Annotated in this window: 21 protein-coding genes; 14 read left to right on the top strand and 7 right to left on the bottom strand. The window is 67.6% G+C overall.

Features of this window, described 5'->3' with window-relative positions; translation table 11 throughout:
- Nucleotides 1-255: 255 nt before the first annotated feature.
- Nucleotides 256-2,367 carry a GumC family protein gene (locus AC0IXR_RS01340; protein ID WP_461235127.1) on the top strand — a complete coding sequence of 704 codons (2,112 nt, stop codon included), beginning with the start codon at nt 256-258 and terminating at the stop codon, nt 2,365-2,367.
- 76 nt (nt 2,368-2,443) lie between these two features.
- Nucleotides 2,444-3,679 (top strand): VpsF family polysaccharide biosynthesis protein, encoded by a 1,236-nt coding sequence (locus AC0IXR_RS01335; RefSeq protein ID WP_471760213.1) that lies wholly within the window; start codon nt 2,444-2,446, stop codon nt 3,677-3,679.
- Here the strand turns inward: AC0IXR_RS01335 and AC0IXR_RS01330 are convergent.
- The gene (locus AC0IXR_RS01330) at nt 3,639-4,892 is read right to left on the bottom strand and encodes a glycoside hydrolase family 5 protein (RefSeq protein WP_471759475.1); all 1,254 of its coding nucleotides are present in this window, start codon (nt 4,890-4,892) and stop codon (nt 3,639-3,641) included. The two genes, AC0IXR_RS01335 and AC0IXR_RS01330, sit on opposite strands and share 41 nt — an antisense overlap.
- Nucleotides 4,889-6,118 (bottom strand): DUF1972 domain-containing protein, encoded by a 1,230-nt coding sequence (locus tag AC0IXR_RS01325; RefSeq protein ID WP_471759474.1) that lies wholly within the window; start codon nt 6,116-6,118, stop codon nt 4,889-4,891. The genes AC0IXR_RS01330 and AC0IXR_RS01325 overlap by 4 nt, the downstream gene beginning before the upstream one ends.
- A gap of 166 nt (nt 6,119-6,284) precedes the next feature.
- Here AC0IXR_RS01325 and AC0IXR_RS01320 point away from each other — a divergent pair, with 166 nt between their 5' ends.
- The 7 genes from AC0IXR_RS01320 to AC0IXR_RS01290 all read left to right on the top strand — a co-directional run bounded on the left by AC0IXR_RS01320 (nt 6,285) and on the right by AC0IXR_RS01290 (nt 15,132).
- A complete protein-coding gene (locus AC0IXR_RS01320) occupies nt 6,285-7,436 on the top strand; it encodes a glycosyltransferase (RefSeq protein WP_471759473.1) in 1,152 nt (383 codons plus the stop codon).
- Nucleotides 7,437-7,442: 6 nt separating this feature from the next.
- Complete coding sequence (locus tag AC0IXR_RS01315) at nt 7,443-8,735, top strand: MATE family efflux transporter (protein WP_311275884.1); 1,293 nt, start codon at nt 7,443-7,445, stop codon at nt 8,733-8,735.
- Nucleotides 8,736-8,838: 103 nt separating this feature from the next.
- On the top strand, nt 8,839-10,023 hold the full coding sequence (locus tag AC0IXR_RS01310; protein WP_471759472.1) for a GNAT family N-acetyltransferase: 1,185 nt from the start codon (nt 8,839-8,841) through the stop codon (nt 10,021-10,023).
- Nucleotides 10,024-10,679: 656 nt separating this feature from the next.
- Nucleotides 10,680-11,102, top strand: coding sequence for a helix-turn-helix domain-containing protein (locus AC0IXR_RS01305; protein WP_056454015.1), 423 nt, complete (start codon nt 10,680-10,682; stop codon nt 11,100-11,102).
- Between the two features lie 138 nt (nt 11,103-11,240).
- Complete coding sequence (gene metK / locus AC0IXR_RS01300; protein WP_311275885.1) at nt 11,241-12,419, top strand: methionine adenosyltransferase; 1,179 nt, start codon at nt 11,241-11,243, stop codon at nt 12,417-12,419.
- A gap of 3 nt (nt 12,420-12,422) precedes the next feature.
- Nucleotides 12,423-13,160, top strand: coding sequence for a tRNA (guanine(46)-N(7))-methyltransferase TrmB (trmB, locus tag AC0IXR_RS01295; RefSeq protein WP_471759471.1), 738 nt, complete (start codon nt 12,423-12,425; stop codon nt 13,158-13,160).
- Between the two features lie 211 nt (nt 13,161-13,371).
- Complete coding sequence (locus AC0IXR_RS01290) at nt 13,372-15,132, top strand: sensor histidine kinase (protein WP_471759470.1); 1,761 nt, start codon at nt 13,372-13,374, stop codon at nt 15,130-15,132.
- Between the two features lie 7 nt (nt 15,133-15,139).
- Here the strand turns inward: AC0IXR_RS01290 and AC0IXR_RS01285 are convergent, their stop codons facing one another.
- Nucleotides 15,140-16,093, bottom strand: coding sequence for a hypothetical protein (locus AC0IXR_RS01285; protein ID WP_471759469.1), 954 nt, complete (start codon nt 16,091-16,093; stop codon nt 15,140-15,142).
- 238 nt (nt 16,094-16,331) lie between these two features.
- On the opposite strand from AC0IXR_RS01285, the gene AC0IXR_RS01280 reads away from it, so the two are divergent.
- A complete protein-coding gene (locus AC0IXR_RS01280; RefSeq protein ID WP_471759468.1) occupies nt 16,332-16,931 on the top strand; it encodes a superoxide dismutase in 600 nt (199 codons plus the stop codon).
- Nucleotides 16,932-17,190: 259 nt separating this feature from the next.
- On the top strand, nt 17,191-18,720 hold the full coding sequence (gene murJ / locus AC0IXR_RS01275) for a murein biosynthesis integral membrane protein MurJ (RefSeq protein WP_471759467.1): 1,530 nt from the start codon (nt 17,191-17,193) through the stop codon (nt 18,718-18,720).
- Between the two features lie 10 nt (nt 18,721-18,730).
- Here the strand turns inward: murJ and AC0IXR_RS01270 are convergent, their stop codons facing one another.
- The 4 genes from AC0IXR_RS01270 to tlpA all read right to left on the bottom strand — a co-directional run bounded on the left by AC0IXR_RS01270 (nt 18,731) and on the right by tlpA (nt 23,093).
- Complete coding sequence (locus tag AC0IXR_RS01270) at nt 18,731-19,015, bottom strand: hypothetical protein (RefSeq protein ID WP_471759466.1); 285 nt, start codon at nt 19,013-19,015, stop codon at nt 18,731-18,733.
- A 209-nt stretch (nt 19,016-19,224) separates the two neighbouring features.
- Entirely contained in the window at nt 19,225-20,391 is a 1,167-nt protein-coding gene (locus AC0IXR_RS01265; protein ID WP_471759465.1) for a YncE family protein, read from the bottom strand.
- A gap of 121 nt (nt 20,392-20,512) precedes the next feature.
- The gene (locus tag AC0IXR_RS01260) at nt 20,513-22,201 is read right to left on the bottom strand and encodes a methyl-accepting chemotaxis protein (protein ID WP_471759464.1); all 1,689 of its coding nucleotides are present in this window, start codon (nt 22,199-22,201) and stop codon (nt 20,513-20,515) included.
- Nucleotides 22,202-22,445: 244 nt separating this feature from the next.
- Nucleotides 22,446-23,093, bottom strand: a complete 648-nt coding sequence (tlpA, locus tag AC0IXR_RS01255; RefSeq protein WP_471760212.1) for a thiol:disulfide interchange protein TlpA — start codon at nt 23,091-23,093, stop codon at nt 22,446-22,448.
- Nucleotides 23,094-23,147: 54 nt separating this feature from the next.
- Here tlpA and argH point away from each other — a divergent pair, with 54 nt between their 5' ends.
- The 3 genes from argH (at nt 23,148) to AC0IXR_RS01240 (ending at nt 25,847) form a co-directional block, all read left to right on the top strand.
- Nucleotides 23,148-24,545 (top strand): argininosuccinate lyase, encoded by a 1,398-nt coding sequence (gene argH / locus AC0IXR_RS01250; protein ID WP_461235114.1) that lies wholly within the window; start codon nt 23,148-23,150, stop codon nt 24,543-24,545.
- Nucleotides 24,546-24,644: 99 nt separating this feature from the next.
- Entirely contained in the window at nt 24,645-24,974 is a 330-nt protein-coding gene (locus AC0IXR_RS01245) for a hypothetical protein (RefSeq protein WP_471759463.1), read from the top strand.
- A gap of 207 nt (nt 24,975-25,181) precedes the next feature.
- On the top strand, nt 25,182-25,847 hold the full coding sequence (locus tag AC0IXR_RS01240; protein WP_419953873.1) for an invasion associated locus b family protein: 666 nt from the start codon (nt 25,182-25,184) through the stop codon (nt 25,845-25,847).
- The last annotated feature ends 14 nt before the right edge of the window (nt 25,848-25,861 follow it).

Below are 25,861 nucleotides of genomic sequence, written 5' to 3'. Positions count from 1 at the left end.
GTGGGATCGGTCCGACCCTGGACGTTTCCTCATTCTGCCAGGTTACGGCATCACGATTGAGAAACCCTTCACCGCCATCGGCGCGAAGGGGCCGCGGGGGAGAGATGTTAATGTTTCACTAACCATATATTGGAGGGAACGGGCGAAGATCGGTGAAATCCCCAGGTGTTGGTGAATCGTCAGTAAAATCAGATCATGCCTATATCTGAAGGACGGGCTGTATCCCGGTCACGGCCCGAGCATCCGATGGCACAGATGGACAGACACATCGCGGCGGCGGATTGGATCGGTCGATCGAGTATCGACCGGCCACCCGCGTCCGAGCCCGACAAGAGCGCCGAGATCGGGGATCTCTGGCGCATTCTGTACGTGCGCCGGGCTTGGGTGCTCGGAACCGCCGCTCTGCTCACCTTCATCGCGGTGGCCTACGGCTTCCTTGCGCCGCCGCTCTATGCGGCCACCGCCCAGATTCTGATCGACCCGCGCGACAAGCAGATCGTCACCAACGACGTCAATCCGGTGGCGATGGCGCCGGATGGCGGCGTCATCCAGGTCGAGAGCCAGGCGCGCGTGATCGAATCCGATTCGGTCCTGACCCGGGCGGCCCGCGAGGCCGGATTGCTCGATGACCCGGATTTCGGCGGCGTCGGCAGCGGCTTCATCAGCTGGACCCTGCGCACCCTCCAGGGCGAAAGTTCCGCCCCGAGCACCGATGCCGCCGCCGAGGCCCGGGCCGTCCGCGCCCTGCGGCGCAAGCTATCGGTGAAGCGCGCCGACAAGGTCTTCGTGGTGGATGTCGTCGTCACCGCCGGCAACCCGGACAAAGCCGCCCGGATCGTCAACGCCATCGCCAGCGCCTACCTCAAGGACCAGACCTCCTCCCGTGCGGATGCGGCCGCGCGGGCCTCGGCCGAATTGGGCGCGCGCCTCGACGACCTGCGCAAGCGCGTGAACGTCGCCGAGAACAAGGTCGAGAAGTTCAAGGCCGAGAACGGGTTGATCACGGCGAGCGGCCAGCTCATCAGCGAACAGCAATTGGCCGAGAGCAACAACCGCATCGTCGCCGCCCGCGCCCGCACGGCGGAGGCGCGCACCCGGCTGCAGCAGATCAAGGATGCGCGCGGTACCGCGTTCGGACCGGACACAGCCCCGGAAGCGATCCAGTCCGCGGTGATCGAGCGGCTGCGCAGCCAATATGCGGAGCTCGCGAGCAAGGAAGCGGATCTTCGCACCCAGCTCGGCAACCGTCACCCCTTCATCGAGTCGGTGCGGACCCAGATGCAGGACGTCAAGCGCCTGACCGAGACGGAGCTGAGCCGCATCGCCCGCTCGGCCGAGACGGATTACCAGCGCGCCGTCGCCAATGAGAAAGCGCTGACCTCGAATCTCGACGAGTTGAAGCGGGGCTCCATCGTCACCGGCGAAGCCTCCGTGCGCCTGCGTGAACTCGAACGCGAGGTGGATACCAGCCGGGCCGTCTACGGCAACTTCCTCAGCCGTTCGCGCGAGATCCAGGAACAGACCGGCATCGACACCACCAATGCCCGCGTCATCAGCTGGGCCCGTCCGCCCGCCGAGCGGAGCTGGCCCCTGCGCCTCCTCCTGTTCGTCGGCGGGCTCGTCAGCGGCCTCGGCCTAGGGGCCGGCCTCGCCTTCGTGCGCGAGTATCTCGACCCCACCGTCCTTTCCCGGCGCCAGATGGAACGGCTCTCGCACACGTCCGTGGTCGCCACCTATCCGGAGTTCAAGGCGGGAAGCGAGCGTCCGGCCAGCGTCGCCGCAAGCCTGACCCTCGACCGGCTGTCCAGCGTGCGCGGCCAGATCCACCCGCCGGGCCAGGCGTTGAGCGTGCTCGTCACCTCGGCGGCCTCCGATGCGGCGGACCGGCGCTCGACACTTCACCTGCTCGCGGCCGTGGCGACGGCGCGCGGCGAGCGGGTGCTCCTCGTGGATGCGGATCTCGAAGCGACGCCGGAGCAGAAGGCCTACGGCCCCGGCCTCATCGAGGTCCTGCGCGGCGAGGCCGGGATGGCGGCAGCGGCCAAGTCGGATCCCGAGAGTGGTGCCGCGCGGATCGGCATCGGCGATACCGCCAGGGCCTCGCGCGAGGCTCTGAGCCGGGCCAATATCGAGCAGTTCCTCGCGGCTGCCAAATCGAGCTTCGACCTCATTCTCATCGATGGCGGCGTGCTCACCGGAAATCTGCGTATCGGGCCCCTGGCCTCGGCCAGCGACCGGTTGCTGATCGTGGCGAAGAACGGCGCCACGCGTCAGCGCGACCTCCTCGACATCCTCGACGTCTCGGAAGTGCTGGGCCGTCCGGTCTCGGGCAGCCTCTTCGTCGACCGCTACGCTGCGGCGGCGTGACGGGCTGAGCATGAGGAGCGCGGTCCATTACCCGGCTCGACCGTGGAGGGAGACCGGAGCGGTGTCGCGCAGCCCGATGCCGTTCGGCCTGATCGCCCTCACCGTGCTGATCCTCGGCGTATCGGGCGGCATGCTGTGGAATGTCGGCATCAATTACGACGGGCTCACGGGTGCGGCCCCGCAGAAGATCCACCCCTCGACCTATTTGGTCCTCGTCTTGTTCGGTTGGGCCGCGCTGAAGTCGGGCAACCCGGCGAGCTACCTCGTCTATGCCGTGCAGGTTCGGCCGGCGGGGATGCTGCTCGCCGTCTGCAGCATTGGGCTTTTCCTGCACATCGTCCTGCGTAGCGGGCCCGGCATGGCGGGAGCGCTGGACACATTCCTGCTCCCCGGCCTCTTCGCCGTGCTGCTGGCCGATCGCGACGCGCTGACCTGGAGACGCCTCGAACTGACGGTGCATGCGGTGATGCTCGTCAACGCCCTGCTCGGACTCACCGAATTCGCGACGAAGACCCTGTTCTTTCCCTATCGGTTGGACGGTCAGGTCTTCGCCACGGATACGCGCTCGGCAGCACTTCAGGGGCACCCCCTCGGCAACGCCACCCTCACAGCCTGCTATGTCCTCGCCCTCATCGGGGGAGGCGGACGCATGACGGTTCCACAACGCCTCGCGATGATCGGGCTGCAACTCGCCGCCCTCGTCGCCTTCGGCGGGCGCTCGGCCATGGTGGTCACGTTGATCTTCGGCGGCGGCTACGGTCTCTTCGCCCTGCACAAGGTGCTGAGCGCGGGCCGGATTCCGCTCCTGGCGGCAGCGGCGGGGATCTTCCTGTTCACCCTCGTGCCCCTCGGCATCGGCGGCCTCGCTGCCGGCGGGTTCTTCGACGCGCTGCTCAGCCGGTTCATGGCGGATGGCGGAAGCGCCAATGCCCGCGTGGAGATGCTCGACCTCGTCGCCAGCATTCCGTTTCGCGAATTGCTGGTCGGGCCGGATATGAGTCTCGTGGATTCGCTACGGCGCGTGAGCGGGCTCGAATGGGGCATCGAGAACCCCATCGTCCGAACCCTCGTCTACCAGGGCATCTTCATGACGGTCCTGCTCACTGCCGCGGTGACGCTCTACATGATGGAACTGGTTCGGCATTGCCGCACCGGCACGTTCCTGCCCGTGATCGCCTTCGTCATCCTGGTGAACACGTTCGAAGGGATCGGCGGCAAGACCACGCTCCTGGCCAAATTCGCCATCCTTCTCCTCGGCCTGTTCCACGCGGTCAGCGATCGTCCGCCGGAACGCGTAGACCGAGGGCGGTGACGATGGCCGGATCGAAGCGCTTGCTGGCATCGTCCATCAGCCCCATCCCGTCGAACAGGTTCCAGAACGCCCAGGGGAAGCCCTCGGCCTCGGCTGCCTCCCGCACGGCGCGGACGTAGCGCGCCCGGTCGTCCGCTTGAGCGGCGACGTAGCGCGCATCGCTGCGCAGGGCGCCGAACTCTCCGAGGACGATATTCGCTGGCGCTATGCCGTGGCGGCGGGCCCATTCCCCCACCATGGCGAGGTGGCGGGCGAGGTATCGTTTGTCCGGCTGGGCGGCGAAGTACTCGCCGAGCTTGGCCTCGGTCAGGGCGTAGGCGTCGCGCTTAACCTCTGCCGACAGGCCGGCATCACCGGCCATCCGGGTCCGCACGGCGGTGAGCGTCGCCTCGAGACTGCCGGCGGAGGCGGGCCACGGCACCGCGTTGAGCGCGCGGTAGACCGGCTCCCGCATCCAGGGCGCCCCCTGATGGCTGAACAGGTAGGGCTCGTAATAGTGGAAGGTGAACAGGAGCGGCGCGAAGCGGGCCAGCGGCGCGGGGTCGAGGGCGGTGAGCCCGGTGATCATGCTGCCGCAGGCGCCGCAGGCCACCAGGGTCAGGCGCGGGGCGACCCGGCGAGCCTCGCCGAGGAGATCGTCCTGGATCGTCAGCCACGATGCCGCGCCGCAATCCTGAGGCGGCTCGTTGACGGGCTCCAGCGCCAGCCGCTCCGGGGCGATCCGCTCCAGCATGCGGGCGAGGTCGGAGACGAAGCGGCGATAGGCGGGAAAGAGCGGCGCGCCGGGATCACCGTAGAAATTCTGAGGGTTCCAGTGATGGGTCGCACCGTTGGCCTGGACATTGACCAGGACCGCGAGATCCGCGCGCAACGCCGCTTCCACTGCGGCCCTGAGCTCGGCCATGAGATGCTCGCGCTCCTCCGGCGCGGCTGCGGCGAAGGGGCCGGGATCGACGGGCAGGCGCAGGAAGTCGAACCCGGCCGCTCGCAGACGGGCGAGGTCGCGTCCGGTCGGGACGGGCCGGCCCTCTTGGAACGGAGGCGTCCCGTAATCCGTGCGCGGGGCCGGAAATTCCCGCGTCAGGGAGAACCAGGGCCAGGTGTTGACGCCGCGCCTCAGGCGGAGCGGCGGCGGGGCGGCGGCGGCCGGGACCCGTGCCGCCGTCCATGCCGCGGCCGCGAGGATCGCCCTGCGTGTGGGCGCCGGCCTCACGAAGCGCGATCTCGGCTCTGGCCTCCCACCTCCATCGGCCTAGGGGCCGGAGGGAGATGGGCGGACGAGGTGCCGGAGTGCTTCGACTCCTGGCCCGCCGGTGCGGCGAAGCCTCCGAGCGCCATGGCCTCTTCCTCGTACTGCTTCAGGATCTCCGACCATTCGAAACGGTCGGCGGCACGGGCGAGCGAGGCGACACCCGCCCTTCTCGCCGCGCCGTCGTCCGCGATCAGGGTTTCGATGTGCCGCTCGCAGGCATCCGCATCGGCGAAGTAGAATTGCTCCTCGCCCGCCGTCCCCCGGTTGAACGGATTGTCATGGGCGATCACGGCGTTGCCTGCCCACAGAGCCTCCACCAGGGACGGGTTGGTGCCGCCCACCGTATGCCCGTGCAGATAGGCCCGCGCATGGAAGCGCAGGGATCTGATCGTCTCGGATTCATAGATGGCGCCGGGAAAGAGGACCTCGTCGCTGGCCGCCTCCCTCACCGCGCGGTGATAGGGATTGCTGTCGGAGAGCGTGCCGAGGACCACGAGCCGCATGCCCCGCACCTTGCGCGAGAAGGCATCGACCATGGTGAGGATGTTGTTGTCGGGCTCGATCCGGGCGATCGAGGTCATGTACCGCCCCGGCTTCAGGCCCATGGCCTCGATGGGCCCGGTCGGCGCCGCCGAGATCGGATCGCCGCCATACGGGATGGTGGCGATGGCGGATCGCGGACGGCGCGTGGCCACATGGTCGGCGATGGCGGGGTGGTCCGCCACGAGGCGGTGCGAAGCCCAGGCGGCGATCCATTCATTGGTCCAGAACCAGGCGCGCACCGCCATGGACCATTTCGGCCGCTTCCACTCGATGCCGTCCATATTGGTGATGATCTTCGCGCCGGAGAAGCGCAGATACGGCAGGAAGACCGCCCCGTTATAGCCGAGGACGAGGCTGACGCCGCCCCGCCTGGCGGCGTCGCGCACGCAGTGCCAGTCGAAATCCAGGGTCGCCCGCGGGCCGCTGGTGGAGACGGCCACATGGATGAGCTCGACGCCCTGCCAAGTGGTCGTGCGGAAACGCTCCGTCACCGCCTCGACCTCGTCCTGGCAATAGACCGCCACGTGCCAGCCACGCTTCACGAGAAAGAGCGCGAGCTTCTCGGCGAAGGTTTCAAAGCCGCCATGGGATGCGGGAATGCCACGCGTCCCCAGGATCAGCAGCGAGCGCTTGTGCGACGGCATCCGAGTCTCCTTTAGCCCCCAACGGTCCCGAGACGGGACATGAGAATCATCTCCAGGCAACCATGCGCCATGATTACACTGGGCGAGGTTCTTGCTCGGTAACGATTGAAAACATCGTGGCATGTCATCTTGGGGCAGTTGAGGTTGGGATTGAGGTCGAGTCGGCATGCGCATCACCTGCGTCCACCAGGGATACGAGCTCTATGGGTCCGACCGCAGCTTCGTTGAGAGCGTGCGGATCATCCGCGCGGCCTATCCGGCTGCCGTCATCGACGTCGTCCTGCCCCGCACCGGCCCCATCGTGGGTGCCCTCGAAGGCGTTGCCTCGCGGATCGTCTTCGAGCCGCTCTGGATTCTCCGGCGCCGCGACTTGCTGCGCCTCGCCACCCTCGGCCTGCTGACGCTTCCTGTAGCGATGCTGCGCGCCTGGCGGCGGCTGCGCGCGAGCGACCTCGTCTATATCAACACCTCGGTGGTGGCGGATTATCTCCTCGCCGCCCGGCTCTGCCCGGGTCGTGCCATCGTGCATGTCCACGAGATCCCGCAGGGCGCCACCCTGAAGCTGCTGCGCGGGCTGATCCGCTGGAGCGGGGCCGACATCGTGTTCAACTCCCGCGCCACCGCAAAGGCCTTCTCGCTGACCTCCAAGGTTGCCATGCGGGTGGTCTATAACGGTATCGCGGGGCCCGAGACGCCACCGGCCTCCACCTATGACGGCTCGCGTCCCCTGCGCCTGCTGATGCTGGGCCGGATCAGCCGCATCAAGGGCCAGGAAATCCTGGTCGAGGCGATCCACTCCCTTCCACCGGAGGTGCGCGGGCGGATCGAGGTCCGCATCGTCGGCAGCGCCTTCGAGGATACGGCGCGCGAAGAGGCGCTTGCCCGCCAGATCGCCGATGCGGGTCTCGGCTCGATCATCCGCCTCTCCCCCTTCGTCGACGATCCTTCCGATCTCTATCGCTGGGCGGACGTGGTGACGGTGCCGTCGCGCCTGCCGGAATCCCTCGGCCGCGTGGCGATCGAGGCCATGGCCTATGGCCGCCCGCCCGTCGTATCCCGCATCGGCGGGCTGACGGAAGTGGTCGAGGAGGGGTCAAGCGGCTGGGTCGTCACGCCTGACGATGCGCCGAGCCTGGCTTCCGCCCTGGAGCGCATCGTCACCGATCCGGCTTCCTGGCAGGAATTCCCGGCGGCCGCCCGTGCCCGCTACGCGGCCCTGTTCGGTGAGGAAGCCGCCGCGGAAGGGCTGGTGGCGATGATCCGTGCCCGCATCGGCGGTCGCGCGGGCGCCGATGCCAGCGCCGTCGCGGCGAGCTGAATCGTCATGCACGGTCTGAACCGCCTCGCGCGCCGCTTCATCCTCATGCTGGGGGGCGAAGTCACCCAGAGCGCCTTCCATTTCGGGATCAATATCGTCCTCGCGCGAAGCCTGAGCCCGCACGATTACGGGCGCTTCGCCATTCTCTTTCTCGTGGGTGGACTGGCGCTCACCTACATCCGGTCGCTGGCAGGCGTGCCGGCCACCATCACCATTCCGCCGCGCGCCGGACGACGCGCGGCGCGTGGTTTCGATGTGACCTTCGGTACGGTGGCGGTCATCCTCTCCGCGGCGATCGGGGCCGGGGTCTGCGCGGCGCTGATGGCTACTTCGGACATCAACGCCCTCGCGGGGAGCCTCTTCGTCGGCCTCTGGTCGCTGCGCAGCTATCTTCGCCTCGCGCTCTTCGCCAAGCACCGGCCGGCGATCTCGGGGCTGGGAGACGTGGTCTTCGCCCTCTCGGGCACCGCCTTTACCGTGGCGATGATCCATTTCCAGGGCGCGCCCGGCCTCGACGAGACCCTGTTCGCCCTGGCCTGCGCCAACGGCCTCGGCATCGTCGCATCGCTCGCGCTGCTACGGGAGCCGATCCGGCTCAGCCTCGGCCGCTCGGTGCGCCGCCGCTACGGGGCGATGATCCCGACCCTGTCGTGGTCGCTGGTCAACGTCACCACCGCCAACGTCCAGGGCCAGGGGCAGAGCCTTCTCGTGGCCGCCATCGCGGGGCCGGCTGCCTATGCGCCGATGGCCGCCACCTTCGTGCTGTTCTCACCCCTGCGGCTCTCGGCATCCGCCCTCATCAACATGGTCCAGCCCGAGGTGGCGGGCCATCTCGCCCGAGGCGACTTCCCCCTCGCGCGCCGCTTCGCCTTCATCTGCTCCGGCCTGCTGGGGCTCGGCTGCATCGCCTACGGCGTGATCATCCTCTGGGCGCTCGAACTCATCGAGCACAAGCTGTTTGCCGGCCAGTTCACGGCGGCGCCGATGACGCTGATCGCGGTGGCGGCCTGGGCCATCGTCACGGTCTCCCTCATTCATGCGCCGATGAGGGTGCTGATGGAGACGATGCAGGAATTCCGTCCCCTGGCGGTCATCGCGGGCGTGAGCGTGGGAATCGGCGCCGTCGCCGTCATCGGCCTGCTCTTGATCGCTCAACCGGCTTGGTCGCTCTTCGGCGTCCTGGGTTCGGAAGTCGTGGTCCTGGCGGGCTGCCTGTGGATGCTGAAGCCCTGGAGCTCAGCCCGTCACCCGATGCAGCCCGGCCTCGGCGGCGATCTCGAAGCGAGGCCCGGGCGATGACCCTCGACTCTTTCGGCGGGGCCCCTCGCGCCATCCATCGCGGCATGTCCGCCGCCCAGGCGGAAGCGGTCCGCCATACCACGATAGCCAGGACATCCCAGTCATGAGCGTGATCCCGGAACGTCCCGCACCGACGCTCCCTGTCTCCGCCCGCCGCTACAGCGCCCGCCTGCATACGACGATGGCGACGGTCGCCGATCTCTGGAGCCGGCTAGAGACCGACGGGACTGCCACGGCCTATCAGCGTCTCGATTGGGCGACGGCGGTGGCGGAGCGTCTGAGCACCGAATCCAAGGCCGAGCCGATCATTGTCGAGGTGACCGACGCCAACGGGCGTCCGGTCATGCTGGTGCCCCTGGCACGTCTGCGCCATCGCGGCTACCAGACGATCACCTGGCTCGATCTCGGCGTCTGCGACTATGCGGCGCCGATCCTCGCCCCCGGGATCGACCTCTCCGCCGACGAGATGCCCCAGGCCTGGACGGCGATCCGGGACGTGCTTCCCCGGACCGACCTGATCCAGATCAGCCGGATCCCCGACGATGTGAATGGCCGGCCGAACCCGTTCGCCTCCCTGCCCGGCAACCGCCGGATGGACATGCAGGCCTCGGGCGTCACCATCGAGGGCGATGCCGAGACGCTGCTGTCGCGCCTGTGTCGTCCCAGCACCCTGAAGGACATGGCCAAGCTGCGCCGCCGGCTGGAGCGTGCCGGCGCCGTCACCTTCGTGGAGGCGCGAAGCGCCGGCGAGGTCGACCGGATCTTCGATGCGCTGGTCGAGCAGCGCCGCTCGCGTTTCGCCGAGATAGGCCGGTTCAACCTTCTCTCCCGGCCCGATGTCGAAGCCTTCTACCGCGACGGCGCGCATCGAGGCCTGACCGGCGGACCGGTCCGCCTGTTCGGATTGGCGGTCGACGGAGAATGGATCGCCTGCGCCTACGGCCTCGTCCATGGCGGCACCTTCCATGGCATCCTCCTGACCATGGCGGGGGAGGCCTGGCGCAACACCTCACCGGGCCTCCACATCGTCGCGGAAACCCTGCGCTGGGCCCGCGCCGAGGGACTCGGCTATTTCGATTTCACGGTCGGCGTGATGCCCTACAAGTCGGATTTCGGGGTTCAGACCCGGGATCTGAGCGAGCTCTTCGAGGTCGTGACCCTGCGCGGCCATCTGGTGAAGCGCCTGATCGCGGGAACCGAAGCCTCGAAGATCTGGCTGCGGGGCCATCCGGAATGGTTTGCCCGCGCGCAGAAGGCGCGCCGGTGGCTCCGGCGCAAAGTCGCCTGAGGGGACCGGCCGGAAGCCGGCCGCCGGCGACGAGGGGTAAAGCCAGGCCTATCGCTTCGAGCGATTAGCCTGCTGCCCTCGTCCGTACCGGTTGGCCTACCCGCCCGATGATGCTAGGGGAACACGTGGTGAGTCTCCGTAGCTCAGCTGGACAGAGCACAGGTTTCCTAAACTTCAATTGGGCGCCGCGATGGGAAACCGCGCGGCGGATCCGCTCAAATTCGGGGAACGCCCAAGGCTGGCACGCGTGCTGGCCCGGCCGATCCCGAGCCAAGCCCCGGACTCATCCGGGGAAGGTGTAGAGACTAGACGGGCGGCGCCTAAAGATCGCGACGGGTCAATCCCCACCGGTCCATGGCGAAGGGATAGTCCAGACCACGAACGCTCCTGCACGGAGCGGCGGCGGAAGCCGAAGTGGGATGAAACCTGGGGTCGCAGGTTCGAGACCTGCCGGGGACGCCACCTCTCCATTCTCGACGTATCGTCCATATCCTGGACAAGGTGACGGCTCGGAATAGCACACCGCGCCGTGCTTTTTCGGGTTGGGTTGAACCTGCGAACGTGGAAGAAACAGTAGCTGCGAGCGCCCTGAGCGACGACGATCTGCCCAAGTGCACGGCTCGCGACAGGATTCATGAGACTGCACGGGATCCGACATGGCTGGACAAAAGACCGATGCACGCGATGTCCATGTCGGCCTGCGCATTTCCGAGCAGAGGAAGAAATCGGCCCTGACCCAGAAGCGCGTCGCCCAGAGCTTCGGCATGTCGGCAGCGCAGCTTCAAAAATACGAGAAGGGTATCAATCGCATCAGCGCGATCCATCTCGAGATTCTCAGCCGGATGACCGGTATGCCGATCGAATATTTCTTCGATGGCATGGAGCGCAGCGACGATGTTCCGGCTCAGGGGTTGAGCGAGGCACCGCAGCGGGCTTTCGTGAGGCAGGAGGGTCCGCAGGCCCAATGGGTCGGCCTCGTCGATGTCGTCGCCAAGCACGTGACGGAGCATTTCTCCGATGCCAGCCGCCGGGAATTCGCTGCCGCGATCCACGCCCTCGACGAGAAACTAAACGGCTGATCTAAAGTATGTTTTGTTCGTTTTAGCGGATACGTTCGGTTTGTCGTCTTGACCGGTCGAAGTGGGAGTGCCAGAAGCTCTCCGTTCCGAATACCGGGTCTAACGCTGCCGAGGCGAACCCGAAACCGGGGGGCCCAGATGCCGCGTTCCAACTACCTGTTCACCAGCGAGTCGGTCTCCGAAGGCCATCCGGACAAGGTCTGTGACCGGATCTCGGACACCATCGTCGATGCCTATCTGGCGGCGATGCCGGAGGCCCGCCTTGGGGTCGAGACCCTTGCCACCACCAACCGCATCGTCATCGCCGGCGAGGTGCGCGGACCGGATTCCGTGACCTTCGAGCACCTGGAGCACCTCACCCGCGAAGCGGTGAAGGACATCGGCTACGAGCAGTCGGGCTTCCACTGGAAGAACAACGACATCGCGATCCATCTGCACGCCCAGTCCGCCGATATCGCGCAGGGCGTGGATTCGTCCGGCAACAAGGACGAGGGCGCCGGCGACCAGGGCATCATGTTCGGCTACGCCTCGGACGAGACGCCCGAGCTGATGCCGGCGCCGATCTACTACGCCCACAAGATCCTCAAGGACCTCGCCGACGCCCGCAAGGCGAAGCAGGGTGACGCGGCCAAGCTCGGCCCGGATGCCAAGAGCCAGGTGACGGTGCGCTACCAGAACGGCCGCCCGGTCGGGATCACGCAGATCGTACTCTCCACCCAGCATCTCGACGAAACCCTCGATTCCGCCGATGTACGCGACATCGTCGAGCCTTACATCCTGGCGGCCCTGCCCCAGGGCTGGGTCGGCGAAGAGACCGTCTGGCACGTCAATCCCACCGGAAAGTTCGTCATCGGCGGTCCCGACGGGGATGCGGGCCTAACCGGCCGCAAGATCATCGTCGACACCTATGGCGGCGCGGCACCGCACGGCGGCGGCGCCTTCTCGGGCAAGGATCCGACGAAGGTCGACCGTTCGGCGGCCTACGCCGCGCGCTACCTCGCCAAGAACGTGGTGGCCGCCGGTCTCGCCACTCGCGCCACGATCCAGCTCGCCTACGCCATCGGCGTCGCCAAGCCTCTCTCGATCTACGTGGACCTGCACGGCACTGGGACTGTGGACGAGGCCAAGCTCGAGACCGTGCTGATGGACGCTCTCGACCTCTCGCCCCGCGGCATCCGCATCGCACTCGGCCTCAACAAGCCGATCTATGCCCGCACTTCCGCCTACGGCCATTTCGGCCGCAAGCCCGAGGATGACGGCGGCTTCTCGTGGGAGCGCACCGACCTCGCCGACAAGCTCAAGTCGGCCCTGTCCTGACCCGTGACGTACGGGCGGGATGATCTCCCGCCCGACGAGGGCGGGGCCGGAAGCGAGGGCGCGGACCGCGCCTTCTACGGCCGGCGCAAAGGCAAGCGCCTGCGTGCCGGACAAGAGCAGCGGCTGGCCGAACTGCTGCCGCGCCTGCGCGTGGCGTTGCTGAAAGCAGGCGCGAGGCTCGATCTGCCCGCGCTCTTTCCAGATCCGGTCGACGAGGTCTGGCTGGAAATCGGGTTCGGCGGCGGCGAGCATCTCGCCACCCAGGCCGCGCTTTACCCGCAGGTCGGCATCATCGGCGCGGAGCCTTTCGTCAACGGCGTCGTCAAGCTGCTGCGGGCCGTCGATGATGGCGACCTCGGCAATGTCCGGATCTGGGACGAGGATGCCACTCGGCTCCTCGCCGCCATTCCCGATGCGAGCCTCGCCCGCGTCTACCTGCTCTATCCCGATCCCTGGCCGAAGCGCCGCCAACGCAAGCGGCGGTTCGTCTCGGACGAGACACTGGCCGAGATTGCCCGGGTCCTGAAGCCCGGCGGCGTCTTCCGCTTCGCCAGCGACATCGACGATTATGCCGGCTGGACCCTGGTCCGCGCCGCGCGTTGCGACGCTCTCAGCTGGACCGCCGAAGCCGCCACCGACTGGAAACGCCCCTTCGCGGAATGGCCCGGCACCCGCTACGAAGCCAAGGCAATCGCGGCGGGCCGGGGCCCGACCTACCTGGAATTTCGTCGCGTCGGCTGATCGGTCGGGAGCGATGCGGCCGCGCCGAGCTCGGGCGCGATCGAAATTCGGCCACCGGTGACGGGTGCGCTCCGGCACAGCTTTTTCGTCGTAAGCCCTTGCGGCGCAGAGCGTTGCGTCTTCAGATACCGTGGCAACGAGCATCCGGGGCTACCGGAGCGAGTCTTGTGCCCCATACGAGTCCAGGGGCGCCGCCGAGTGAGGGTGCGGAGTGGGCAGCGGATCTGATCGAGGATCGCCAGTGCTTGGGGATGCGCGCTCCCCGGCCGACCCATATCGGCGCGGCTTCGAGGAGGCCGGGATCGGCCTGGTGATTGTCGATCACGCCACGAATCGCATCTACGATGCCAACCGGTTCCTGACTAACCTTCTGGGATACGAGACTGGAGACCTGGCAGGCCGGCCCGTCAGTGTGTTGGGCGACGATTCCGGCCTGCTCTCCACCGGCATCCGGCGCTGGACCACCGAGAGCGGCACCCCCCTCGACGTCCGCATCCGGCCATCGTCAGCCACGAACGAGGGCGTCTTCCGCACCTTCGTGGTGGAACGGGTCGATGCCGACGAGATCGTGCGCTCGGAGGAAAATCGCGCCGCGCTCACTGCCGCTGGTCTCGGAGAATGGCGGATCGATCTGGCCGACGGACTCCTCAGGGTGTCGCGGCGCGCGGCCCATATCCTCGGCTTCCCGCCCGGCACGTCGCTGACCTGGCCGCAGGTCGCCGAGCTGATGGACGCGTCCGAAGTGGAAAGAGTGAAGACGACCGTCCGCGCCGCGATGAGCGACGGCACTCCCTTCGCCATCGAAGCCCGCCTGCGTCGGGCGGGCGACGACGTCGAGATCCGGATCAGCGCCAGGGGGCAGGCGATCGGTACCGTGGGCGGCCGGTCCGGAATCGTCGTCGGCGTACTGCAGGATGTGACGACGCGGGTGGAGGCGCGCGACGCCCTCCGCGAGAGCGAGGAGCGCCTGCGTATCGCCACGTCGCTGGCCGAACTCGGCATTTTCGAATGGCACATGCTGGACGACCAAGCCGTCTGGGAGAACGAGCGCATGTTCGCGATCTTCGGGCGACACCCCGAAGAGGGAGCTCTGGGCAAGCGCGAATTCCTCAGCACCGTTCTACACCCCGATGACCGCCCCGCATTCCGCCAGGCGATCTCGACGGCTTTGCGTGAGGATTCCACGCTGCAGGCCAGCGGCCGAATCCAGCGCGCGCATGACGGCGCGTGGCGCATCATCGACATGGCCGGGCGCTTCGAGAGCGATGCCCCCCATCGCCTTCCCCGCCGCCTCATCGGCGTCGTCGCCGACGTCACCGAACGCAGGATCGCCGAGGAGCGGCAGGCGCTACTGATCCGTGAATTGCACCACCGGGTGAAGAACACGCTGGCGACCGTCCAGGCCATCGTCGGCTCGACCGCCCGCACCGCGTCGAGCATCGAGAGCTTCTACGAGGCTTTCGTGGGGCGGATCATGTCGCTGGCCCATACCCATTCGGTCCTTACCGAGGATACCTGGCAGACCGCGTCTCTGCGCAACCTTCTCGAGAACGAGCTCAGGCCCTATGGCGACGGTGCGTCGGACGGGCCGGGTACCAAGCGCATCGCACTCGACGGGCCGCCGGTGGACCTCGCCTCCGAGATCGCGGTCCCGATCGGCATGGCGATCCACGAATTGACCACCAACGCGGCGAAACACGGCGCGCTCTCGACGCAGGAGGGACGGGTCGCCATCACCTGGAGCGTCATGGAGGATGCAGGCGGCAAGACGCTGCATCTCGAATGGTCGGAATCCGATGGGCCGCCGGTGCGGCCGCCGACCCGCCAGGGTTTCGGCTCACGCCTGCTGCAGCGCGTGCTCACGGCCCAGGTCCGCGCCGACATCGCGGCGAGCTACCCGCCCGAAGGGTTTCGCCTGACCATGACGGCGCCGCTGCCCGCCCGGACCGAGGGGCTGAACCCCTTGGCCTGACCGACTGTCACGCCGCTCCGCGGGCAGCCCCGTCTTCGCCGCCCGCCTCGACGAAGGCCTTCAGTTCATCCAGGGAGTCGAAGGTGAACTGGCCACGCGGCGTATCCGCCTCGATAGAGCCGTTGGAATACATCACGTAAGTGTTGCCGCCGGACGCGTAGGTGCCGACCACGGTCAGACCGGCCTTGGCGGGGCCGGCGGCCGGTTCGACCTCCTCGGGTGAAGCACGCTCCGCAACGGGCTCCGGCTCGTCGACCACCGACGACCGCAGGCCCAGGGGCTCCTCCCGATCGGCCTCGCGGGGCGGAGATGGAGGCACCACGACGGCGGCGGGCGCTTCCACGACCGGGGGCGCGGGCTCCGGCGCTGGGATGACCGTATCGACCATCGCCATCGGCTTCACCGCCCGAGGCGGCTTGTTCGGCTTGATCCGCCGCGCCGGCACGGCATCGGCTTCCGTCTCGGGCCCTCCCGTGCGGACCTGGTCCTTTCGCGCTTCCTCGACGGAAGGAGGTGGCGGTTCGGGCAGGAGATCCGGCAGGAGCGGCGATGCCGGGTCGCTGCCGAGAGGCGAAGCCTCGTCGGTGAAATGAGGTGGCGATACGAGCCTCGGCTCAGACAGCCCCAGCGCGCTGGGGCGCTGCCGCCCGGACGGTGCCGGCTCCTCCGCGGCGTCGGTGGCGTCCAGCCCCGTCGGGTCGATGCGGCCCCGCCCCTCGGACAGGACGGCCCCCTCCGCGCCGAGGCCGGCGGCCTGCTCCAACAGGACCCGCTCCAGCCGCTTCAGGTAGGTGGCGACCACGGCAAGACCGAGGAGGAGCGCGCCCGACGAGGCCGTGGCGGCGCCCGCGATGGTCATCGTCCATCCGCTTTCCAGCCTGACATAGGGAAAGCCCTGGACCACGGAAGCAATGCCGCCGACGATCATGACGACGGCGAGCGCGAACAGCGCGAGGATCATGGAACTCTCTAGATGACGCCTGCACGTAGGAAGTGCGGCGCGCACAGTAAGGCCCGGCCCGGGTTTTGCAAAATCGATCCGTGGAGAAATCCCCGTTCACCGTTCGATACCGGACGCCCGTTGCCCTTGGCGGAGGAGCGACTTAGGTACGAACGCGTTGGCCGGATGACGGCGCGACCCTCGCATCCCTCGGAGCGAGACCCGCCATCCTGTGCCACCAGACCCGGGAGACCTGCCGATGACCTTCACCCTGCCCGAACTGCCCTACGCCTACGACGCGCTCGGCCCCTACATGTCGAAGGAGACCCTCGAGTTCCACCACGACAAGCACCACAAGGCCTATGTCGATACCGGCAACAAGCTGCTCGAAGGCACGGGTCTCGAAGGCAAGACCGTCGAGGAGATCGTCACGGCGTCCTACGGCACCAACCAGCCGCTGTTCAACAATGCCGGCCAGCACTTCAACCACCTCCATTTCTGGAACTGGATGAAGCCCAATGGCGGCGGCGCGGCCCCGGCGGCCCTGGCCGCGAAGATCGACGAGGATCTTGGCGGCTTCGACAAGTTCAAGGCGGACTTCATTCAGGCGGGTGTCAGCCAGTTCGGCTCGGGCTGGGCGTGGCTTGCGGTCAAGGACGGCAAGCTCGCGATCCTGAAGACCCCCAACGGCGAGAACCCGCTGGTCCACGGCGCCAAGCCGATCCTCGGCGTCGACGTGTGGGAGCACTCCTATTACATCGACTACCGCAATCGCCGTCCCGACTACCTCAAGGCGTTCATCGAGAACCTGGTGAACTGGGAATACGTCGAGAAGCTCTACAGCGAAGCCTCGAAGTAAGCTCCGCTCTCACGGTCGCGCCGCGGGTCTTCTGGCCCGCGGCGTTGCCTTACGGAACTGCTCGCATCCATTAAGTCTGACGAGACCGTCGGAGCGCGGCACTCCTCCCCCTTGTGGGGAGGAGTTGGAGGTGGGGGTGGCTGGGCGACCCGCTGCGGAGCCCGGCGGAACCACCCCCACCCTCGCTCCCTCCCCACAAGGGGGAGGGAAGAACGCGCATCGACGAAGCGTTCCGTTTCCCTCTCTCCGGTCGATTCGCATGATCCGCAGCATCCTTTCCGTCGGCGGCTGGACGCTGGTCTCCCGCGTCACCGGCTTTGCCCGCGACGTGGTGATGGCGGCCGTGCTCGGGGCGGGGCCGGTAGCAGACGCCTTCGTCGTTGCCTTCCGCCTTCCGAACCATTTCCGCGCCATCTTCGGCGAGGGTGCGTTCAACACCGCCTTCGTCCCGAGCTATGCCGGCCTTTCGGAGACCGGCGAGGAAGGCGCGGCCAGGCGCTTCGCGACCCGCGTCTTCACCCTTCTGCTACTGACGCAGATCGTGCTGCTCGCCCTCGCGTGGTCGGCGATGCCCTGGGTGGTGCGGGCCCTGGCACCGGGCTTCTCGGACGATCCCCTGCGCTTCGATCTCGCCGTCGCGCTGACACGGATCACCTTTCCCTACCTCCTCTTCATCACCCTGGTGACCCTGCTGTCGGGCATCCTCAATGCCCATCGCCGCTTCGCCGTGGCGGCGGGAGCACCGGTTCTCCTCAACCTGTCGATGCTGGTGGCCCTGGCGCTGGCGGGGTTCTTCCCGAACGCCGCCTATGCCGCCGCCTGGGGCGTCTCCGTCTCGGGCGTGCTGCAATTCGGCCTCGTCTGGCTCGCCTGCCGGCGCGCGGGCATCGCGCCGGAATTGGGGAGGCCGACCTTGCGCGATCCGGCGATGACGCGGTTCTTCAAGGTGCTCGGTCCGGCGGTGATTGGCGCGGCCGGATTTCAGATCGCCTCCTTCGCCGACACGATTATCGCGAGTTTCCTGCCCACCGGAGCGGTCTCGGCCCTCTACTACGCCGACCGGCTGTACCAGCTGCCCTTCGGCGTCATCGCCATCGCGGCGGGAACGGTGCTGCTTCCGGAGATGAGCCGGCGGATCGCCAAGGGCGACGTTGCGGGGGCGCATGCGGCGCAGAACCGGGCGGCGGGCTTCTCGCTCGCTTTATCGGCCCCCTTCACCATCGCCTTCCTCACCCTGCCGGGTCTGATGATGACGGCTCTATTCCAGCGCGGAGCGTTCAGCGCCGAGGATGCCGCCCGCGCCGCTTCGGTACTCGCCGCCTACGGCCTCGCCTTGCCCGCCGTGGTGCTGGTGCGCAGCGCGGTGGCGAGCTTCTACGCCCGCCAGGACACGATGACGCCGCTCATCGCCTCGCTCGCTTCCATCGCCCTCAACGTCGCGCTCAAGATCGTGCTCACCGGCCCCTACGGCGTGACCGGACTGGCGCTCGCCACCGCCATCGGCCAATGGCTGAACCTTGCGCTCCTCGTGGGGCTTGCCTGGCGCCGGGGTTGGACGGCACCAAGCCGGGGCCTCGGCATCACAATGATCGGGGTGGTCGTCGCCTGCGCCGCCCTCGCCGCCACGGCGATCTACGGCCTGCCGATTGTGGAACGGTCGTTACCGGCCCTGCCGCATTTCCGCGAGATCGTGGTGCTCGGGCTTCTCGGGCTCGTCGGTGCCCTCGTCTACGCCGCCTTGCTGCTGGGAACCCTACGGGCCTTCGGCCTGCGCCTGCGCCGGGCCTGATCCTCTCGGATCAACAGCCCCGGCAGATCCCGTTCAGGACGCGGTCCAGCTGTTTCTGCCGGTTGGTCCGCTCGTTCGGATCGACGATGGGGGCGCCGGCCGCACCAGGCGGAACGGTCTGGCCCGTGGTCGACGTATGAGGCGCCGTGACGGTGGTTTCAGGACCGCCCCCCGTTCCGGTGACGGCGGCCCGAGCCTCGGAGAGGCCCATGAGGAACGACAGACCGAGAGCGACGGCGATGATGCGACCGCGACGTCCCGATCGCTTTGAACCCTCGTACCGATCTCGCATCATTCCTCCCCGCATCGTGTCGGCGGCGTGCCAGCACAGCCTGTGCTTTCGGCTTGCGCGCCTCTCTCTGTATCGAACCCGAAAAACCGGTGACAAATCAGACGGGTTCCAGAATTAAATCACCGGCGATACGGGGATTAATCTCGTCCGACCGGCTGGTTCTCCGGATCGAGTCACGCAGGCAAGGTGAGCCGCACACGGCAGTCCCGGTGTTACTGTCCTGCCCGCCCCCGCATCGAGGCCGGTTGGCCGGGAAGACTCAGCCTGAACCCCGTATCGTGAACTGCATCTCCGTCGATGCGGTAGACGCCGATGGTTCGGTCCACGTAATTGCCGATATAGATATGCGATCCCGATGGACTGAAGGCGATGCCTTGCGTCACCGCCCCCGCCTCGGCCTCTCCCGTGCGGCGGACGAGCCCCGACGGATCGATGGTGAGCAGCGCCACCGCCCCGGTCGGGGTGTAGCCGGGGCCGCTCGCCGGAGCGCTCGATCCGCGCACCACGGCCACCGCCGCGTGCCGGCCATCGGGCGAGATCGTCAGGGTTTCGGGCGTATCGCCGATGCCGAGATGATCGATCACCACCGGGCGCGGCGCATCGGCTCGGATCACGCTGACGCTGTCGGCGTGCCCGTCGCTGGGCTCGGGGCCGGTATTGGCGGCGAGTGCCAAACGCCCGTCGGGCGTGACCTCCAACCCATAGATGCCGGGGCCGACGGGCAGGTCGAGGGCCGGATCGTAGGTGGCTTTGGCGCCGTCGAGGGCCAGGACACCCACCTTGGCCGCCTTGTTCTTGGCCACGAACGCGCGGCGTCCGTCCGGGGCGATGGCCAAAGCCGCCGCCTCGTCGCCCACATCCACGGTGGAGGCCACCCGCACGCTGGTGCCCGTAATGGCGAGGATCGTGACGCTGCGGCCCTCGCGGTTGGCCACGAGGGCGACATCGCCTGTTCGCGCGATGGCGAGGCCCGAGGGCTGGCGCCCGACGCGGATGGTCTCCACCAGACGCGGCGGGTCCGCGAGGAGGTCGATCACGTGGAGCCGGTCGTCCGCCTGCGCGTACCAGGCCTCGCCCTCCTGCCGCATGAGCACCGAACTCGCCGCCAGCCCGAGCCGTCCGTCCGGGGTGATCTGCAGGTTGGTGGGCGGCCCGTAGACGGAATTGTCGAGGGGCAGGACATGGGAGAGGCGGGGGCGGGCCTCGTCGCTCACATCGACGATGGCCAGCGCATCGCTTCCATTGGGGCCGTTCCGGCCGCCTTCGGGCAGGAAGAAGGTTTTTCCGTCGAGGCCGACGAGGAGATAAGCCGGCGCGTCGGCGGCGCAGGCGGGCGCGAGGCCGAGGAGCCCCGCCATGAAGATTCCGACGAGGCGCATCGTTCTCACTCCCAGCCGTCGCCGACGAGAGCCGCCGTGCCACCGCACCTGCCGATCCCGATGCGACGAAGGCATAATGATCCAGGACCGGAAAGGTTTGCGGCGGATCAGGCGCCCGCTGTCATGCGGCCCTGACCGTGGAGAGGAATTGCGACATCGCGGTATCGAGTTGGTTGAACTGCAGTGACAATTCCGAGGCCGAGGCGAGAACCTGGGCCGAGGCGGCCCCCGTCTCCTCGGCGGCCGAGGCCACGGCACTGACGTTGTGGGTGACCTCCCTGGTCCCGGCCGAGGCTTCGGTGACGTTGCGGACGATCTCCTGGGTCGCCGCGCCCTGCTCCTCCACGGCCGCGGCGATGGAAGCGGACACGTCGTCGATCTCACGGATGCGCTGGGTGATGCCGGCAATCGCCGAGACCGCCATGCCGGTGGAAGCCTGGACGCGCGCGATCTGGCCGGTGATCTCCTCGGTGGCCTTGGCGGTCTGGTTCGCCAGTGCCTTCACTTCGGAGGCGACCACCGCAAAACCCCTCCCCGCCTCGCCCGCGCGCGCGGCCTCAATCGTGGCATTCAGCGCCAGCAGGTTGGTCTGGCCCGCGATCGTCGAGATCAGGGACACAACGTCGCCGATGCGGGCGGTGGACTCGCTGAGATCGCGAACGAGCGCGGCGGTCTCGGCCGCTTCGCTGACGGCACGCTGGGACAGGCTGGCGGAGCCTTGCATCTGGCGGCCGATCTCCTGGACCGACGAGCCGAGCTCCTCGGCGGCGGAGGCCACCGTGGTGACGTTGGCGGCGGCCGTGTCCGCCGCGGCCGCGGCATTACCGGAGCGTCGGGCGGTCATCGTGGCCGTGGCGCTCATGCTGCCCGCCGTGGCCTGCAACTCCGTGGCGGCGGCGCTGACCTGAGTGGCGATGCCGCCGACCGCGGCCTCGAACCGATCGGCCATGTCGAGCATGACCGCCCTGCGATGGGCCTCGGCACCGGCGCGCGCGGCTTCCGTTTCCACCTCCAGGGCACGGGTACGGATGATGTTGTTCTTGAACACCAGGACAGATTTTGCCATCGCGCCCACTTCGTCCATGCGATCGACGCCGGGGACGTCGATGTCCGTGCCCCCCCGAGCGAGAACATCCATTGCCGAGGTCATCCGGCGCAGGGGGCGGATCACGGTGATAACCAGCATGATGGCGGCCCCCGAGGCCATGAGTGCGGCGATGGCGACGAGGACGATGGTCGCCATCACGGCACCGTCATAAGCCGTCTGCGCATGAGTGCCGCTCTCGCGCGCGGCGCGCGCTTCGTAGGTGACGAGCTTCTGAAGCTCGGCCAGCACCGCGCTCATACCCGTCGACATGGTCGTGTTGTAGGTGCGCTGGGCCTCGGCCAGGTTCCCGGTTTGCGCCTGCATGATGATGGTGTCCTGCAACGTCGAGTAAGCGACCCATTGAGTCTCGAACGCCTTGTACAGCGCCCTCTCCTCGTCCGTGTCCAAGCGAGGCATGTAGGCGGCCTGGACGTCGCGCATCTCATCGGCACGCAGTTTGACCGTGGCGGCAGCGCTGGCGCGTAGCTCTGGCGTATCCGCATTGATCAGACGCCCGCCGCTCACCCGCTGCCGCAGGGCAAGAACCTGGATCTTGCCGAGCATCTCGGTGTTCGGCAGGTGATCGTCCCGCATTTCCCGCCCGATATCGTTGACTGAGCGAAGGAAATATAGTGATGCCCCTGCGAGCAAAAGGGATAATAAAAATATAACCCCGAAGCTGGCTACAAGCCTTGTCTGAACGGATACCGATCTCAACAACATCGCAGCAGCGCCCTTGAAATTCTCGATTCTAGGGAACACTGAGCTTATTAACATACCGCAACTCCAATAATCACCGATCGCCCCTTCGCCACCAGTGATTGCTTGGTCGTTCAATGTCCGTTCTTGGATTGAACGGGGCCGAGGCTGCAGGGAGCCAACACTGATAAGAGCGGAGCATCAGCCGACGCCATGATCGTGCGCTCAGTTCGGTCTCACCTCGGCCCAGTCGCACTTCGGCCTGAGTTCAATCCGACGCGCGGCCGAGCGCCCTGCGTATCAGCCGCTTGGCATCCTCGCTGCCCCAATCGGCCGGTCCCTTCATCACGCCGAGGATACAGCCCTTGGCGTCCACCAGCATCGTCGTGGGCAGGCCGAGCGAACCGGTCGCCTTCTGCATGGCCGGCAGCACCCGCCCACCGGGATCGGCATAGTAGGCGAGATTCGTGATCCCATTCTCCTTCAGCCATTGCGGCGGCTTCTCGAGATTGCGCGTGTCCACATTGATCGCCGCGACGGTGAAGTCCGTCCCCCCCAGCATCTGCTCGAGCCGGTCGAGGGCCGGCATCTCGGCCTTGCAGGGCGCGCACCATGTCGCCCACAGGTTCACCAGCGCGAGCCGCCCCTGCAACTGGGCGAGCGTCCGGTCGGCGCCGTCCGGCCCCTTGAACACGAGGTCCGGCGCGGCGCGCGGAACCTTGGAGACTTCCATGGCCGCCACCTCGCCACGGGCATGGGGCGCGATGCGCGCGATCGTCTCCACGGCACCACGACACGGTTCTGCCACCGCCTCGCTGTTGCCGCCGGTCGGACGCGTCCCGTATACGGCGAGACCGCCCGCGATCAGGACGGCGACGACGGCTCCCGCAGCCAGGGTCGCCTTGGCTCCGGGCATCATCGTTGCGTCGCCCGACGGGTGGATGGGGCGGCCGAGAGGAACAGTGTCGACATGAGCAACCGGATGTGGGGCGGGCGCTTCGCGAGCGGCCCCGCCGAGATCATGGAGGAGATCAACGCCTCCATCGGATTCGACAAGCGCCTCGCACCCCAGGACATCCGCGGCTCGCTGGCGCATGTGGCGATGCTGGGTAAGGCGGGCATCCTGCCATTGGCCGATGTGGCAGCGATCGAGGACGGTCTCAAGGCCGTGCGCGCGGAAATCGAGGGCGGCGGCTTCGTGTTCAAGCGCGAGCTCGAGGACATCCACATGTCGGTCGAGAGCCGGCTCACCGAGATCGTCGGCCCCACCGCCGGGCGCCTGCACACGGCCCGCTCGCGCAACGACCAGGTCGCCACCGACATGAAGCTCTGGGTGCGCGACACCCTCGACAACCTTGACGAGCAGGCCGCCGGCCTGCAGCGGGCTCTGGCCGAGAAGGCGCTGGCGCACGCCGCCACGGTGATGCCGGGCTTCACCCATCTGCAATCGGCCCAGCCCGTCACGTTCGGGCACCATTGCCTGGCCTATGTGGAGATGCTGGCCCGCGACCGTGGCCGGTTCCGCGATGCCCGCGCGCGGCTCAACGAATGCCCGCTCGGAGCCGCGGCGCTGGCCGGCACCTCCTTCCCCATCGACCGGCACGCCACGGCGGCGGCGCTCGGGTTCGACCGGCCCACCGCCAACTCCCTCGACTCGGTAGCCGACCGCGACTTCGCCCTGGAATCGCTCTCCGCCGCCTCGATCTGCGCCGTGCACCTGTCGCGCTTCGCCGAGGAACTCGTGGTCTGGACCTCGGCCCAGTTCAACTTCGTGAAATTGTCGGACGGCTACACCACCGGCTCGTCGATCATGCCGCAGAAGCGCAACCCTGATGCGGCCGAGCTCGTCCGCGCCAAGTCCGGCCGCGTCATCGGCGCGCTGACCGGCCTGCTCATCGTGATGAAGGGCCTGCCGCTGGCCTATTCGAAGGACATGCAGGAGGACAAGGAAGGCACGTTCGACGCGCTGCAGGCGCTCTCCCTGTGTCTGGCCGCCATGACCGGCATGGTCCGCGACCTGGAGCCCAATGCCGAGGTGCTCGCCCGCGCCGCCGGCTCCGGCTACGCCACCGCCACGGACCTCGCCGATTGGCTGGTGCGCGAACTCGGCCTACCGTTCCGCGAGGCGCATCACGTCACCGGCCGCCTCGTCGGCGCTGCATCCGCCAAGGGGATCGGGCTGGAGGAATTGGCGTTGTCCGAGATGCAGGCAGCCGAGCCGAGGATCACCGATGCGGTCTATGCGGTGCTGGGCGTGGAAAACTCCGTTTCCAGCCGCACCAGCTATGGCGGCACCGCGCCGGACAACGTGAGGACGCAGGCCACACGCTGGCTGGCGCTGCTCGACGCGCCAGCCGCGACAGCGTGATTCACAGGGCGACAAAAAAGCTCGGCCGGAGCGGATGCGTTCACGGTCGAGCTATGTGATCCTGCCTAAAGCTCGGACCCACGCACGCCGGAGATGTCGATGCCCGTCGAGAGTTGGATGAATCCCGAAGACACCGCCGCCCTCGCGGCGGAAGCCACCACGCTGATCGATACCGTTCTGGCCCGCCTGCCTGAGGCGGATCGGGCTGCGTTCTGGGCATCGATCCGCAAATGCTACAACACGCCCTATAACGACCCGAAGCCCCGCGCCCTGCCCGTCCGCGACGTGATGGAAGCCAATGCCACCGCACCGTATATGGCAGCCTCGATCGCCGATCTGTCGGCCATCGCCGAGCCGCCGCGGGTGGAGATGGCAATGGGCGCCATCCTCGCGGGACCGACCTTCGGACCGGAGGCGCACCCGGCCTGAATCGTCCCAACGCGCCGAACCCATTCGCGCGGAGCCGCTGGTCGATCCGGCCCGGCGTGAACGCCTGATGGCGTCTCGCCGCAATTCCGCACAATTTTACAGCCTGTGTCGGGACAGCCGCTTTGGCTGCCAGTCCGTCCTTCGCGGCGCAGATTTGCCCTCCACGCTGTCGGCGGGCCTTCTTTCGTATTCGAGAACCTGAACACGATGCAGCATCCTCTCCGCCGCCTCCTCGCCGTCAGCGCCTCGGCGGCTGTCCTGGCGACCCTCGGCCCGGCCTCTCTCACCGCTCCCTCGCCGGCACTGGCGCAGCAGGAGGCCGCCACCGCAGCCGAGGCTCCGGCCAAATCACGGGGGCGCGGGCGAGAGAAGAAGAAAGCGGTCAGCGCGCCGGGCATGCAGCAGGCGACGCCGGTCGCCATCTTTGGGGACTGGAACGTCTTCGCCAACGGCCAGGGCAAATCACGCACCTGCTACGCCATCGCTCAGCCCCAGGCCCGCACACCGAAAACGCTCAAACGCGACACCGCCTACTTGTTCGTCACCATCCGCAAGGGTGACAACGTGCAGAACGAGGTCGCGGTCATGTTCGGCTTCCCGCCCAAGCCGGCCGCCAGCCAGGCAAAGGCCAATGCCACGGCCGCCTCCGATCCGATCCTCAGCCTCGGCAGTTCGCAATACGGCTTGGTCGTGAAGGACGAGAATGCCTGGCTTCAGAACCCGTCCGAAGAGGCCCGCCTCGTCGGCGAGATGGCCAAACTGGCCAAGGTTCAGGTCAAGACGACGTCCATGCGCGGCACCTCTACCAGCGACGAATACGCGTTGGCGGGCTTCGGCGACGCGATCAAACGCGCCCGCGAGGAATGCAAGTAAGACCAAGCCTCAAC

The sequence above is a fragment of the Methylobacterium sp. AC832 genome, from assembly GCF_979256025.1.
The sequence above is the reverse complement of the archived record's forward strand: the minus strand, read 5'-3'. Positions and strand labels throughout refer to the sequence as shown.

What these genes read in the sequence shown, in the direction of transcription:
- AC0IXR_RS01285 (WP_471759469.1), bottom strand. Translation starts at nt 16,093, where the DNA reads ATGATCCTCGCGCTGTTCGCGCTCGCCGTCGTCATGATCGTCGGCGGC.
- AC0IXR_RS01270 (WP_471759466.1), bottom strand. Translation starts at nt 19,015, where the DNA reads ATGATGCGAGATCGGTACGAGGGTTCAAAGCGATCGGGACGTCGCGGT.
- AC0IXR_RS01305 (WP_056454015.1), top strand. Translation starts at nt 10,680, where the DNA reads ATGGCTGGACAAAAGACCGATGCACGCGATGTCCATGTCGGCCTGCGC.
- AC0IXR_RS01320 (WP_471759473.1), top strand. Translation starts at nt 6,285, where the DNA reads ATGCGCATCACCTGCGTCCACCAGGGATACGAGCTCTATGGGTCCGAC.
- AC0IXR_RS01315 (WP_311275884.1), top strand. Translation starts at nt 7,443, where the DNA reads ATGCACGGTCTGAACCGCCTCGCGCGCCGCTTCATCCTCATGCTGGGG.
- murJ (WP_471759467.1), top strand. Translation starts at nt 17,191, where the DNA reads ATGATCCGCAGCATCCTTTCCGTCGGCGGCTGGACGCTGGTCTCCCGC.
- AC0IXR_RS01240 (WP_419953873.1), top strand. Translation starts at nt 25,182, where the DNA reads ATGCAGCATCCTCTCCGCCGCCTCCTCGCCGTCAGCGCCTCGGCGGCT.
- argH (WP_461235114.1), top strand. Translation starts at nt 23,148, where the DNA reads ATGAGCAACCGGATGTGGGGCGGGCGCTTCGCGAGCGGCCCCGCCGAG.
- AC0IXR_RS01340 (WP_461235127.1), top strand. Translation starts at nt 256, where the DNA reads ATGGACAGACACATCGCGGCGGCGGATTGGATCGGTCGATCGAGTATC.
- AC0IXR_RS01260 (WP_471759464.1), bottom strand. Translation starts at nt 22,201, where the DNA reads ATGTTGTTGAGATCGGTATCCGTTCAGACAAGGCTTGTAGCCAGCTTC.
- AC0IXR_RS01310 (WP_471759472.1), top strand. Translation starts at nt 8,839, where the DNA reads ATGAGCGTGATCCCGGAACGTCCCGCACCGACGCTCCCTGTCTCCGCC.
- AC0IXR_RS01325 (WP_471759474.1), bottom strand. Translation starts at nt 6,118, where the DNA reads ATGCCGTCGCACAAGCGCTCGCTGCTGATCCTGGGGACGCGTGGCATT.
- AC0IXR_RS01335 (WP_471760213.1), top strand. Translation starts at nt 2,444, where the DNA reads ATGCCGTTCGGCCTGATCGCCCTCACCGTGCTGATCCTCGGCGTATCG.
- tlpA (WP_471760212.1), bottom strand. Translation starts at nt 23,093, where the DNA reads ATGCCCGGAGCCAAGGCGACCCTGGCTGCGGGAGCCGTCGTCGCCGTC.
- AC0IXR_RS01265 (WP_471759465.1), bottom strand. Translation starts at nt 20,391, where the DNA reads ATGCGCCTCGTCGGAATCTTCATGGCGGGGCTCCTCGGCCTCGCGCCC.
- AC0IXR_RS01245 (WP_471759463.1), top strand. Translation starts at nt 24,645, where the DNA reads ATGCCCGTCGAGAGTTGGATGAATCCCGAAGACACCGCCGCCCTCGCG.
- AC0IXR_RS01280 (WP_471759468.1), top strand. Translation starts at nt 16,332, where the DNA reads ATGACCTTCACCCTGCCCGAACTGCCCTACGCCTACGACGCGCTCGGC.
- metK (WP_311275885.1), top strand. Translation starts at nt 11,241, where the DNA reads ATGCCGCGTTCCAACTACCTGTTCACCAGCGAGTCGGTCTCCGAAGGC.